Genomic DNA, 12678 nt, shown 5'->3' on the forward strand with positions numbered 1-12678 from the left:
CACCGGCGGCGGCAAGGGCTCGGGCATGGTCTATGTGGCCGGCAGGCCCGACCACAAGATGGACAACGACCGGATGGTCGACCACATCGTCGAGCTGGTCGAAGCCCGCGCCGCGGAGCTGGCCGCGGTCCCGCAGGCGGCCCCGGCGCCCGCCCGGACCCAACAGGCGATGGAGGCCTAGATTTGAACAGCATCGCGGCGGCCGGACGTCCCCAGAGCCATGAAGTCCCGGCCCAGCCGGACGCCGCGGCGCACGAGCGCCTGGCGGCGGGCATGACCGAGGCCGCCGCTCAGGTGGAGGCCGCGCTGGACGACCTGCTGCCGAAGCCGGCGGGACTGCACGCCCGCGCCCAGGAGGCGATGCGCTACGCCGTGTTCGCCGGCGGCAAGCGCCTGCGGCCGTTCCTCATTCTGGAGAGCGCCGCGCTGTTCGGGGCGCCCGTCCAGGGCGCGCTGCGGGTCGCGGCGGCCATGGAATCCCTGCACACCTATTCCCTGGTGCACGACGACCTGCCGGCGATGGACGACGACGATCTGCGGCGCGGCAAGCCCACCGTGCATCGCCAGTTCGACGAAGCCACCGCCATCCTCGCAGGCGACGGCCTGCTCACCCTGGCGTTCGAACTGCTGGCCGATCCGGCCACCCACCCCTCGGGGGATATCCGTGCGGCGCTGGTGACGACCCTGGCGCGGGCGGCGGGCAGCGAGGGCATGATCGGCGGCCAGATGATCGATATCGAGGCCCCGACCCGCGACCTCGGGCCCGACCAGATCATCGAGCTTCAGCGCAAGAAGACCGGGGCGCTCTTCGAGGCCTCCTGTCTCGCCGGCGCCATCCTCGGCGGCGCGGCGCCCCGCGAGCAGGCGGCGCTGGTCGCCTTCGCACGCGATTTCGGCCTGGCCTTCCAGATCAGCGACGACCTGATCGACGTGGAGGGGTCCGCGGAGCTCGCAGGCAAACAGGTCGGCAAGGACGCCGCCCAAGGCAAGGCGACCCTCGTCTCCCACTGGGGCGCGCAGCAGGCCCGGGACGAGGCCGCCCGCCTCGCCATGAGCGCGCGCGCCGCCCTGGCTCCGTTCGGTGAGGCCGCCGACCGGCTCCGCACCCTGCCCTTTTACCTGCTGAACCGCCGCACCTGAGCGCGACGCGCGGCCAGCCGCCCGGTTGAAACATCTAGAGAGGCCTACATGAGCGTCGAGCGTCCCTTGTTGGACCAGATCAACCTACCCGCCGATCTGCGCGATCTGTCGAAGGACGACCTCGGGCGGCTGGCTGATGAGCTTCGGCAGGAGACGATCGACGCCGTCTCGGTGACCGGCGGGCACCTGGGCGCAGGGCTCGGCGTGGTCGAACTCACCGTCGCCCTGCACTACGTCTTCGACACCCCCAACGACCGGCTGATCTGGGACGTCGGTCATCAGGCCTATCCGCACAAGGTGCTGACGGGGCGGCGCGACCGCATCCGCACCTTGCGGCAGGCGGGCGGCCTGTCCGGTTTCACCAAGCGCAGCGAGAGCGAGTACGATCCTTTCGGCGCCGCGCACTCGTCGACCTCGATCTCCGCCGGCCTCGGGATGGCCGTGGCCCGCGACCTTTCCGGGGGCGACAACCGGGTGATCTGCGTCATCGGCGACGGCGCCATGAGCGCCGGCATGGCCTACGAGGCGATGAACAACGCCGGCGCGCGCAAGGGCCAGCTCCTGGTGATCCTCAACGACAACGACATGTCGATCGCCCCGCCGGTCGGCGCGCTGAGCCGGCATCTCGCCAAGATGGTCTCATCCAAGAGCTATCAGCACCTTCGCGCGTTCGGCCGCGGCATCGCCGAGCGGCTACCCCGGCCGCTGCACACCGCCGCCGCGCGGGCCGAGGAATACGCCCGCGGCCTGGTGACGGGCGGCGCCCTGTTCGAGGAACTGGGTTTCCTCTACCTGGGGCCGATCGACGGCCATGACTTCGACCACCTGCTGCCGGTGCTGGAGAACATCCGCGACAACGACTTCGACGGCCCGGTGCTGCTCCACGTCGTGACGGAGAAAGGGCACGGCTACGCGCCGGCCGCCGAATCCGCTGACAAGCTCCATGCGGTGAGCCGGTTCGACGTCCTGACCGGCGTGCAGTCGAAGGGGCAGGCCGCCGCGCCGAGCTACACCAAGGTCTTCGCCGAGGCGCTGATGCGGGAGGCCGAGGCGGACGACCGCGTGGTCGCGATCACCGGCGCCATGCCGTCCGGGACCGGGCTCGATCTCTTCGAGAAGCGGTTCCCCGACCGGATGTTCGACGTGGGCATCGCCGAGCAACACGCCGTGACCTTCGCCGCGGGCCTGGCGACCGAAGGCTACAAGCCGTTCTGCGCCATCTATTCGACCTTCCTCCAGCGGGCCTACGATCAGGTGATCCACGACGTGGCTCTGCAGGGGTTGCCCGTCCGGTTCGCCATCGACCGGGCCGGGCTGGTGGGCGCCGACGGCGCGACGCACGCCGGCGCGTTCGACATGAGCTACCTGAGCTGCCTGCCCGGATTCGTGATCATGGCGGCGGCGGACGAGGCGGAGTTGACGCACATGGTGGCGACCGCGGCGGCTTACGACGCGGGCCCGATCGCGTTCCGCTATCCGCGCGGCGAGGGGGTGGGCGTGGCCCTGCCCGAGCGGGGCGAGGTGCTGCCGATCGGCAAGGGCCGGATCCTGCGCGAGGGCAAGGACGTCGCCCTGCTCAGCGTCGGCACCCGCCTGCAGGCCGCGCTCAACGCGGCGGAGCGGCTGCAGATGCGCGGCATCTCCTGCACGGTCGCCGACGCCCGGTTCGTCAAGCCGTTCGACCGCGATCTGGTCCGCCGGCTGGCTCAGAGCCATCACATGCTGATCACCATCGAGGAGGGCGCCATCGGCGGGTTCGGCAGCCAGGTGCTCGACTATCTGGTGAACAACGACCTGATGCGATCGGGCCTCTCCGTGCGCACCCTGATCCTGCCGGACGAGTTCCAGGACCACGACGATCCGCAGAAGCAGTATTCCTACGCCGGCCTGAACGCCGCCGACATCGTCCGCGTCGTCGAAGTCCACCTGGCCAAGACGGCGTAGACCGATGCGCGGACCCCTCGCCCTCATCTTCGCCCTGACCCTCGGCTGCATGGCGGTGGGTCCTGCGGCGCACGCCCAGGCGGCCGATCCCGCCGCCCAGCAGATCCACGCTTTCGACGACGCCCTGGTCAATATGATGAAACAGGGCGGCAAGCTGGGACCTCGCGGCCGTTTCGAGATGTTCCAGCCGGTCATCGAGAAGACCTTCGACGTCGCAGCGATGACCCGCTTTGCCGTGGGATCCGCCTGGCCGACCGTTCCCCCGGACCAGCAGGCCGAGCTCGTCCGCGCCTTCTCGCGCCTGACGGCGGCCACCTATGCGCACAACTTCGACGGCTACAACGGCGAGACCTTCACCATCGAGAAGGTCGAAACGCGCGGGCCCGACAAGCTGGTCCATACCCACCTCGTCGGGGCCGGTCAGCCGATTGAACTCGCCTATCGGATGCGCCAGGCCGACGGCGCCTGGAAGGTGATCGACATCTACTACAACGGCACGGTCAGCTCTCTCCTGGGCCAGCGGTCGGAGTACGCCGCGACCCTGGCGGCGGGCGGCGCGCCGGCGCTGACCCGCAAGCTCAACAGCCACGCCGACGAACTCCTGCGCAGCCGCTGACGGCCCGGTCCGGGCGGGCGCTCGCCGCCGCGCCTGGACCGCATCGCGGCGGGAAGCGTCCCGTTTCAAGTTGAAAAATCTCAATGTCTGCGTCGTCCAGAGCAGACCAGCGCCGAAATCCTGCGCAATTCCGTTTCAATTCAACATCGTGCGGTTGAAGATTTCGGATTTCAGCCGGCGACTGTCGTCATTTGTTCATTTGTCTCGTCACGGCGAAGCTGTTCGGGTGCCCTCGGCGGGCAGCGCATCCATGACCTTGAGATCATGAGGCCGACCGAACCGCCGCTTGACCCGGCAGCGACGCCCCGGAGGCGCCGCCGCCCCTGCGAAGGACGTGAAGAGACCATGCGCATTCGAACCCAATCGGTGGCCCTCGCCGCGGCGAGCCTGATGCTCCTCTGCACGACGGCGGCCGTCGCCGCGGAGCCCGCGCCGGCTGCGATGCCGGCCAAGACCACCAAGGCGCTCAAGGTTCTCACCCCGGACCAGGTCGATCCGCGCCGGCTGCTGCCCGCGCCGCCGGCCGACGGCTCGGCCCTCCAACAGGCCGACCTGGCCGAGTTGCAGAAGGTCTACCGGACCCGCACCCCCGATCGCTACGCCAAGGCGAAATGGGACGACACCCACGAGGACCCCACGCTCTTCGCGAGCACCCTGGGCCCGGCCTTTGACCTCGCGAAGCTCCCGCAGACGGCCAAACTTCTCGAGCTGGTCGACAACGAGCAGTCCGTCAGCGCCAACATCGCCAAGCGCTACTTCCTGAGGAACCGGCCCTGGGCGATCGACACCAGCATCGTGGCCTGCGACTACAAGCCCGGCGCCAATCCGCGGAGCTCCTACCCCAGCGGCCACGCCACCTTGAGCTACTCCGTGGGCTATGTGCTGGCCGCCCTGATCCCGGAAAAATCCGACGCCATCCTCGCCCGCGCGGCCGACTACGCCTACAGCCGCGAGATCTGCGGCGCCCACTACCACTCGGACACCGAGGCGAGCCACGTGCTCGGCACGGTCGTGGGGCTGGAGCTCCTGGCCAGTCCGAAGGTCGCCCCGATGGTCGAGGCGGCGCGCGCGGAGCTCCAGGCGGCGGGGCTCACGGGCGCCGCCAAGATGGCGTCCGCAGGCGGGCGCTAGGCGGAATCGGCCGCGCCGTCACCGAGCTGTCGCCTGGGCCGCTTACCAGGGCGTCATGGATCGGGTCATCACCGCCGCGGCCGGCGCCGCGTCGCCTGGACCGCCGCTCCACCTCCTGGTGGTCGAGGACGAGGTCGAGGCGGCGCGGCATATGGCGAGCAGCCTTGCCGCCGAGGGTTATCGCGTCGACGTCGTCGGGGACGGCCTGGAGGCGCTGAGCGCCGCCTCCGCCCAGACGTTCGACGTGATGATCGTCGACCGGCTGCTGCCGGGCCTCGACGGCCTGTCGCTGCTGCGCGCCCTGCGCACCCGGGGCGTGGGCACGCCGACGCTGTTCCTCACCGCCCTGGGCACGGTCGCCGACCGCGTGGCGGGCCTGGAAGGCGGCGCCGACGACTACCTCGTGAAGCCGTTCGCGTTCGATGAGCTGCACGCGCGGGTCAAGGCCTTGAGCCGCCGCACCGCCGATCCGCGGCAGGGCGCCACGCGCCTGCAATGCGGCGACCTGGTCATGGACCGCCTCGCCCGCGAGGTGCGGCGCGGCGATCGGGCGGTCGAGCTGCTGCCGCTGGAGTATCGGCTGCTGGAAGTGCTGCTGCTGAACGCCGGCCAGCCGGTGACGCGGATGATGCTGCTCGAACAGGTCTGGGGCTTCCACTTCGATCCGCGGACCAACATCGTCGAGACGCACATCAGCCGGATGCGCGCCAAGCTCGAAAACGCCGGCGGCCCGCCGCTGATCCGCACGCGGCGCGGCGCGGGCTATGTGATCGGCCCCGAGGCCGCCTCGGCCACCGCATGAGCGTGGGGCGCCATGTAGCCGGCGCCGCGCGGAGGCGGGTCCAGGGGCTCTGGCGCCGCACCGGCGTCCGCCTGGCCGCCGTCCAGATGCTGGTGGTCCTGACGGCCTTCGGGACCGCGGACCTCATGGCGCGGGCCGAGATCCGTTCGGCGAACGAAGCCACGCTACGTCATGAGATCACCGGCGAAATGGCCTCGCTTCAGGATGAGATCACGCGGCTGGGCGCAAGCCGCCTGCCCGGTACGGTCGATCGCCGGACGCGGCTGTGGCGCGGGTTCGACTACGGTCTCGACGGGCCGGATGGCGAGCGTCTCGCCGGGCGGCTCAGCCCGCCGCGCGGCCGTTCCGGCTGGTCGCAGGTGAACCAGCCGATGGCGTCCGGCCAGGTGCGGACCTTCCTGGTGCTGTCGCAGCGGACGCCGCAAGGCGGGTGGCTCTTCGTCGGCAAGGACCTGGCCGGCGAACGTCGCGCGATGCTGCTCGTCACCTGGCGGCTGCTGGCGGCGGGCGCCTGCGGGGCCGCGGTATGCCTGGCGGGCTGGGTGCTCTTTTTCCGCTCTGCCTGGCGGCGGCTGGAGGGGATGTCGGACGCCGCCCGCCTCGTCGCGGAGGGACGCCTGAATGTCCGGGCGCCGGCCCCCAACCGACGCACCGGGGACGACATCGATGGGTTGAGCGCCGCGTTCAACGCCATGCTGGAGCGGATCGGCGGCCTCATCGACCAGCTTCGCCGCGTCACCACCGACGTGGCGCACGACCTGCGCACCCCGCTCACCCGCATGCGCCAGCGCCTGGAGGCGCTCGAACGGGCCCGCGACCTCAATCCGCCGCACAGGCGCGCGGTCAGGGCGGTCCACGGCGACCTCATGGAGCTTCTGAGGACGTTCGACGCCCTGCTGCAGTTGGCCGAGATCGAGAGCCGGCGGCTGGCCGACGAGGGGATCGCCTTCGATCTCGCCGAGATCGGATTGCGGGTCGCCCAGGCCTTCCAGCCCGACCTCGAGGCCAGCGGCCGCAGGCTGGAGGTGACCGCCGAGAGCGCGACCGTCGTCGGCGACCCGGCCCTGCTCACCCAGATGCTCGCCAACCTGGTCGAGAACGGGCTGCGCCACACGCCCACGGGCTCGGTCGTGCGGCTTGGCGTGGAGGCCCGCGACGGCTGTGCGCGACTGACCGTGAGCGACGACGGGCCGGGCGTTCCCGCGCACATGCGCGAGGCGGTGCTGACCCCCTATTTCCGCCTCGACCAGAGCCGCGGTTCGCCGGGCTCCGGACTGGGGCTCTCGATCGTCGCGGCCATCGCCGCCCGCCACGAGGCGCGGCTGTCGTTGGCGGACAACGCGCCCGGCCTGGTGGTCACCGTCAGCTTTCCCGAGCCCCGGCTGCAGTCGAGCCCGGAAGCGCCGGTCGTCGCGGAGACGGGACGTCCGAAGGCGGCCTAGGACCGAACCCGGCCGGCCGGGGCGCGCGCCCCTCCTGCCCTCAGCGAATGAACAGGAGCGCCATCGGCGCGGCCAAGCCCAGGGCGAAGAGGCCGGCGATCCACATCCGGTCGCGCGGGCTCCGTTGCGCCATGTAGAGGCCCAGACAGGTGACCAGCGCCAGGACGGCCGAGGTGGCCGCGGCGTAGGCCTTGAGGAGCGCCTGACCCAGGCCCATCGCCGGCGGCGCGGGACGCTTCGGCCCCGGCGACGGGCCTTTCCGCGCCGGCCGCGCGGGCGTCGCCAGCGTCTGGTCCTTGTGCAGCGCGCTCAGGCTGCGCAGCGCTTGCGGGGGCTCGAAGCCGCGCCCCGGCTGCGGCTTGTGGAGGTCGAAAACCTGCCACAGGCCGCTCACCGCGAAGAACAGCAGCGCCGGCGCGAACAACGCCCCGCAATAGCTGTGCGCCGTGCGCAGGCGGGCGGGATGGAACAGCGCCCGCCCCTGCGCCGGCCGCTCGATCACGGGCCGCCCCGCTCTCCACCCACGTTTCGCCATCCGCCTAGAACCGGGCGCGCAGGGTGATTTCGAAGTTGCGCGGGACCTGGTACTCGAGCGCGTTGGCGCCTCCGCCCAGGGCCGAGGACTGGGCGAAGTAGCTGGTCCCCGGAACATAGGCCTTGCCCTTGGCCACGATGACCGAGCGCTGGTCCAGCAGATTCAGGATCTGCCCTTCGATGCTGTAGCGGCCGAGGCGGTAGGTGAGCGTCAGATTGGCTTCGGAATTGGTCTTCAGGAGTCCGCTGACCGGGGTCAGGACCGCGTTGGCGGCGCAGACGCCGTTCGGGGCCGACGAGCAGGTGGCGTTGTTCACGTAGAGCGGCCCGACCCACTTGTTGATCAGCACCGCTGTCAGGGTGTCGTCTTCGGTGAAGACGTGGTCGCGCGAGAAGCGGGCGCCGAGCGCGGCGGTCCAGCTCGAGACCCCGGTGAGCTGGTGGCCGTTGTAGAGCGGGTTCGACGGGTCGTCCTTGCCGACCGCCTCGTTGCGCGACCAGTTGCCGTAGACGCTGAATTCCCTGGTGACGGCGTAGTCGGCGTCGAACTCCACGCCCTGGTAGTAGGCGCCGCCGCTGTTGGTGTCGTAGCTCTGTCCGGTCGTCCCATCGATGAAGCTTTGGATCTTGTGCTTGAAGTCGATGTAGTAGACGTCGGCGTCCAGGCTCAGGTTGCCGTGGTTGTAGACCGTGCCGAGCTGGTAGTTGGTGGATTCCTGCGGAACGATCTTGGTCGAGACGTTCGCCACGTAGAGATTGCCGATGTTCGGCACCAGGAAACCCTGGGCGTACTGGCCGTAGGTCGACCAACTGTCGGTGATCTTATAGTTGGCGGTGAGGAACGGCAGGGTCTTGGTGAACACCTGGTCGGTGTAGAGCGGCTGCGGCCCGACCGAGAGCTTCTCCACCGGAGCGTTCACATAGAGATCGAAGTGGACGTACTTCACGCCGGGCGTGATCGTCAGCCGGTCGGTGGCCTTCCAGACGAACTGGGCGAACGGCTGGTACTGATGCCAGCCTGAGAACTCCGTGTAGGAGATGTTCAGCGGCGTGTTGACGTAGACCCCGCTCGGCCCCGGCGTGGTCGCCGACTTCTCGCGGTAGTCGGGCAGGCCCGTCAGGGCGTCGATGTCCCAGATGTGGCGGTTGGACTTGGCGACCTCGTAGAGTACGCCGGCCGTGAAGGTTCCGTAGTCGGTGTCCTTGGCGAACTTGGTGACGTCGCCGCTCACGATGTACTGATTCTTCTTGTAGTAGGCAGGGACGCCGGCGGTCTGCAGCGTGCTCGAATAGCCCTTGCCCGGCGCGGGATAGGTCGTCCCCGGGGTCAGGGTGACGAGATCGGCGGACGTCGTCGCCAGGTTGTTGGCCCCGGACTCGGTGTTGTTGCTGTAGTCGAAGTCGTAGATCGTCTCGTTGAGGCGCCAGCCGTGGCCCAGGTCGCCCTCGAGGCGCAGGTAGGCGAAGTCGGTGTCCTTATGGACCCAGTTGTATCCGTAGTAATTTTCCAGCAGCCGATTGTTGCTGAGCGCGAAGTTGCGCCCGTTGGCTTCCATCTGGGCCACGCTGGCGTCGCCGATATCCGACTTGTTGTAGAAGCCGGTCGAATGCTCGAACAGGCCGGTGAGCTTCCAGTTCTCGGTGAGGGCGATGTCGCCCTTGATCATCTCGTTGTTGGACCAGGCGCGGTTGTACGTGAGGTAGCCGTTGGTCCCGAGCGCCTGGAAATTGGCCAGCAGGTGGGCGTCATGGGCGTCGTCGAGCTTGCCGCTCTGCAGCGTCACGACGCCCTGATAGGTGCTCCATGATCCGGCGGTGGCGATCGCCGTCACGCTGGCGACCTGCTCCAGCGGCAGCGACAGCAGATTGACCGAGCCCCCGAAGTTGGCCTGGCCGAGGTCGGTGGCGTTGCCCGGCCCGCGGTCGACGATGATGCCGCCGATGGTCGAGGACGGGAAGAAGGCCGTGCCGTGGTGGCTGGGCCCGTTGGTGTCGTTCCAGGGGATGCCGTCGTAGGTGACGTTGTACTGGCCGTCGGCGAACCCGCGCATGGTCACCTTGCCGCCGTCCGACAGGCCCGGCCCGTTCGGATTGGGCCTGGCGACCATGGACGGCGCGAAGGTCGCGATGGTCGTGAAGTCCCCGACCCGGGGCGCGCCCTCCTCGATGAACTTGCGGGTGATGATCGCCTGCGGCTCGGTCTCGGCGAGCGAGGCGCGCACCGGCGCGACCGCGGTCACCGCGGTCGGCGGCGCGGTGACCTCCACCTGCGCGACTTCCGGGACGTCGGTTGGCGCGGCCGCGGCGGCGGCCTCAGCCTTGCCCGCGAAGCCCGAGCCGATCGCCAAGGCCAAGATCGAGCTCGTCGCGAACGCCATGCGGCGCACGCGTCTGTTGTCGATGATCATGCAATATTCCCCTGTTCGGCCGACGCTCACGCGAGGAGAGGCTTGCGCGCGGCCTACCGGGGACTAACCGTCACGCCCCTTTTCAGGACAAGTGAAGCAAACACTACGGAATGACGACAGTTATACTACATCCGCTCAAGTGATGGATTCAGCGCGGGAAATCGACATCTCGCCGATATCGCCCTCGAGCCGGATCGAGCATTGAGATTTCTCAATATCTTCCGCCTTGAACGCGGCCGGCCGCCAATTCTAGGAAGGTCTCTTTCCTGCGGTTTGCCGCGTTCAGGCGCCGGCGCGGCGCGTCCGCCCGAACCTCTGACCCGCGCCTTGCGACCGACGTCAGGCCGGCGGTGGGCGCCCAGCGAGCGCCAGGGCGCCCGTGACGGCGTCGCCGAGCGGCGGCGAGATGCGCCGGCGAACGTCGGGCGCCAGCCAGGCTTCCAGCGCGCTCGCCAAACCCCCGATGAGGCTGAGGCGCGGAACCCCGTTGCTGAACAGGGTGCGGACCAGCTCGTTGATCTGCTCGGCGGCCACCTGCACCACTTCCCGCGCGACCGCATCGCCCTGGTCGGCGTGGCGCAGCACGGAAGGCGCGAAGGTCGCGTATTCGGTCGCCGTGGCCTTGTCCATCCAGGCGACGGCTTCGATGGGATCGTCGTGGAAACGGGCCATGATTTCGCGGGTCAGGGCGCTGGGGTCGCGCCGGCCGTCGTGGGCGCGCAGGGCGATCTGGATGGCCCGCAGCCCCAGGTCCGCCCCGCTTCCCTCGTCGGAGATCGGAAAGCCATAGCCTCCGATCTTCAGCTCGCGGCCGGCGACGCGGCCGATGCCGCAGGAGCCGGTTCCGACGATGACGATGGCGCCGTCCTGGCCGGCGTGGGCGCCCAGGCAGGCGATCATGCCGTCGGTGTCGAAGACCATCGAAGCGAACGGATGCGCAAAGGCCGCGAGGCCTTCCCGGGCCCCCATGCGGGTCAGGCCGGCCACGCCGACGCCGGCGCGGACCTTCGCGGTGTCGGCCGCGTCGAGGCCGGCTTCGCGCAGGGCGCCTTCGAAGGCGGTCCGGATCGCGTTCCACGAAGCCTCGACGCCGAACCGGGTCGCGGCGGGACCGGCGATCCCGACGCCCAGGACATTCCCCTCCGCGTCTTCCACTCGGGCGCGGCAGCCGGTGCCGCCGCCGTCGACGCCCAGGAAAAGCCCGGCGGCCCGCCCTGCCGACGCGGTCATTCGGACTCTCTTTCGATGTCGGCCCCGCAGCGCACCAGCTTGCGCGCCAGGTCCTCATAGCCACGGTCGAGGTGGTAGACCCGGCTGACCACCGTCTCGCCCTCCGCCACCAGCCCCGCCAGGATCAGGCAGACCGAGGCGCGCAGGTCCGTCGCCATCACCGGCGCGCCGCGAAGGCGTTCGACCCCGCGCACCATCACCGTCGTGCCCCGGAGCGTCAGGTCGGCCCCGAGGCGCATCAGCTCGGGTACGTGCATGAAGCGGTTCTCGAAAATCGTCTCGCGGATCAGGGCCGCGCCCTCCGCGACGGACATCAAGGCCATGAACTGGGCCTGCAGGTCGGTCGGGAAGCCTGGGAACGGCTCGGTGGAGACATCGGTGGCCGACAGGCGCCCGGTCCGCTCCACCATCAGCCCGCGGTCCGTGGGAAACACCCGCGCGCCGGCTCGCTCCAGGACCTGGCATTCGGCTCCAAGGTGTTCGAGCCGCGCGCCGATGAGTTCAAGGCGCCCGCCCGTGATCGCCGCCGCGACCGCATAGGTGCCGGCCTCGATACGGTCGGAAATCAGTTCGTGGGCGGCGGCCTGGAAGGTCGCGTCGCCGGCCACCAGGATGCGGTGGGTCCCCGCGCCCTCGATCCTGGCCCCCATGGCGATGAGGCAGGCGGCGAGATCGGCCACCTCCGGCTCGCGCGCCGCGTTGAGGATCTCCGTCTCGCCTCGGGCGCGGGTGGCGGCCATCATCGCCGTCTCGGTCGCGCCCACGGACGGCGAAGACAGGACGATCCGCGCGCCCGTAAGGCCGCCGGGCGCGCGGGCCTCGACGTAGCCGCCCTCGACGCTCACCTCGGCCCCGAGCGCGCTCAAGGCCATCAGGTGCAGGTCGATTGGACGGGCGCCGATGGCGCAGCCGCCGGGGAGCGAGACCCTGGCCGAACCGAACCGCGCCAGCAGCGGACCGAGCACCAGGACGGTCGCCCGCGCGCGGCGCACGACATCGTAGTGCGCCTCAACGTTGACCGCCTGGGCCGCGTCCAGGGTGACCTGGTGTGCGTGGTCGCGATCCACCCGCACGCCGTAGCTCTCCACAAGCGACAGCAAGGTGTCGACATCGGTGACCGCCGGAATGCGGGTGAGGACAAGGGGACGCTCGCTGAGCAGGCTGGCCGCGATGAGCGGCAGGGCCGAGTTCTTCGCCCCGGCGATGTCCACCGTGCCGTCGAGCGGACGCCCTCCACGGACGATCAGCCGGTCCATCCGGGTCTCCTATCGCTTCTGCGCAGGGCGCCGATCAAGGCCAAGAACCCGGGCGATGTCCATGGCGAAACTCGTCCGCACTGGTGATGAAATGGTACGTCTATGGTACGCTGAAATCAATCAATGCCTCCGCTTACCCGAGGGCCGGACCGCCTATAACCCCGCCATTCAATGA

General features: G+C 69.8%; 10 protein-coding genes and 1 pseudogene. 7 read left to right on the forward strand and 4 right to left on the reverse strand.

The genetic code is table 11. The annotated features are described in order from the left end of the window. The 7 genes and pseudogenes from VNW53_RS00810 to VNW53_RS00840 all read left to right on the forward strand — a co-directional run. Positions 1–181, forward strand: a pseudogene (locus tag VNW53_RS00810) (4-hydroxy-3-methylbut-2-en-1-yl diphosphate synthase); the annotation flags it as partial. A 2-nt stretch (positions 182–183) separates the two neighbouring features. After that, entirely contained in the window at positions 184–1140 is a 957-nt protein-coding gene (locus VNW53_RS00815) for a farnesyl diphosphate synthase (RefSeq protein WP_325552944.1), read from the forward strand. A 48-nt stretch (positions 1141–1188) separates the two neighbouring features. Beyond that, the gene (dxs, locus tag VNW53_RS00820) at positions 1189–3084 is read left to right on the forward strand and encodes a 1-deoxy-D-xylulose-5-phosphate synthase (RefSeq protein WP_325552945.1); all 1896 of its coding nucleotides are present in this window, start codon (positions 1189–1191) and stop codon (positions 3082–3084) included. A 4-nt stretch (positions 3085–3088) separates the two neighbouring features. Continuing rightward, positions 3089–3700 carry an ABC transporter substrate-binding protein gene (locus tag VNW53_RS00825; protein ID WP_325552947.1) on the forward strand — a complete coding sequence of 204 codons (612 nt, stop codon included), beginning with the start codon at positions 3089–3091 and terminating at the stop codon, positions 3698–3700. A gap of 345 nt (positions 3701–4045) precedes the next feature. Beyond that, complete coding sequence (locus tag VNW53_RS00830) at positions 4046–4831, forward strand: phosphatase PAP2 family protein (RefSeq protein ID WP_325552949.1); 786 nt, start codon at positions 4046–4048, stop codon at positions 4829–4831. Positions 4832–4886: 55 nt separating this feature from the next. Continuing rightward, positions 4887–5633 carry a response regulator transcription factor gene (locus VNW53_RS00835; RefSeq protein WP_325552950.1) on the forward strand — a complete coding sequence of 249 codons (747 nt, stop codon included), beginning with the start codon at positions 4887–4889 and terminating at the stop codon, positions 5631–5633. Continuing rightward, positions 5630–7075, forward strand: a complete 1446-nt coding sequence (locus VNW53_RS00840) for a HAMP domain-containing sensor histidine kinase (RefSeq protein WP_325552952.1) — start codon at positions 5630–5632, stop codon at positions 7073–7075. The genes VNW53_RS00835 and VNW53_RS00840 overlap by 4 nt, the downstream gene beginning before the upstream one ends. Positions 7076–7115: 40 nt before the next feature. Here the strand turns inward: VNW53_RS00840 and VNW53_RS00845 are convergent, their stop codons facing one another. From VNW53_RS00845 to murA, 4 genes are all read right to left on the reverse strand, one after another. Then, a complete protein-coding gene (locus tag VNW53_RS00845; protein WP_325552953.1) occupies positions 7116–7577 on the reverse strand; it encodes a hypothetical protein in 462 nt (153 codons plus the stop codon). Between the two features lie 37 nt (positions 7578–7614). After that, entirely contained in the window at positions 7615–10017 is a 2403-nt protein-coding gene (locus VNW53_RS00850; RefSeq protein ID WP_325552954.1) for a TonB-dependent receptor, read from the reverse strand. Positions 10018–10356: 339 nt separating this feature from the next. After that, the gene (locus VNW53_RS00855; RefSeq protein ID WP_325552955.1) at positions 10357–11247 is read right to left on the reverse strand and encodes an N-acetylglucosamine kinase; all 891 of its coding nucleotides are present in this window, start codon (positions 11245–11247) and stop codon (positions 10357–10359) included. Beyond that, complete coding sequence (murA, locus tag VNW53_RS00860) at positions 11244–12503, reverse strand: UDP-N-acetylglucosamine 1-carboxyvinyltransferase (protein WP_325552957.1); 1260 nt, start codon at positions 12501–12503, stop codon at positions 11244–11246. The genes VNW53_RS00855 and murA overlap by 4 nt, the downstream gene beginning before the upstream one ends. Positions 12504–12678: the final 175 nt, after the last annotated feature.

This window comes from Phenylobacterium sp., from assembly GCF_035569475.1.
Taxonomy (GTDB): Bacteria; Pseudomonadota; Alphaproteobacteria; order Caulobacterales; family Caulobacteraceae; genus Phenylobacterium.

Coding starts and splice junctions, on each gene's coding strand:
- VNW53_RS00855 (WP_325552955.1), bottom strand. CDS start 11,247: ATGACCGCGTCGGCAGGGCGGGCCGCCGGGCTTTTCCTGGGCGTCGAC.
- VNW53_RS00850 (WP_325552954.1), bottom strand. CDS start 10,017: ATGATCATCGACAACAGACGCGTGCGCCGCATGGCGTTCGCGACGAGC.
- VNW53_RS00830 (WP_325552949.1), top strand. CDS start 4,046: ATGCGCATTCGAACCCAATCGGTGGCCCTCGCCGCGGCGAGCCTGATG.
- VNW53_RS00840 (WP_325552952.1), top strand. CDS start 5,630: ATGAGCGTGGGGCGCCATGTAGCCGGCGCCGCGCGGAGGCGGGTCCAG.
- VNW53_RS00825 (WP_325552947.1), top strand. CDS start 3,089: ATGCGCGGACCCCTCGCCCTCATCTTCGCCCTGACCCTCGGCTGCATG.
- dxs (WP_325552945.1), top strand. CDS start 1,189: ATGAGCGTCGAGCGTCCCTTGTTGGACCAGATCAACCTACCCGCCGAT.
- murA (WP_325552957.1), bottom strand. CDS start 12,503: ATGGACCGGCTGATCGTCCGTGGAGGGCGTCCGCTCGACGGCACGGTG.
- VNW53_RS00835 (WP_325552950.1), top strand. CDS start 4,887: ATGGATCGGGTCATCACCGCCGCGGCCGGCGCCGCGTCGCCTGGACCG.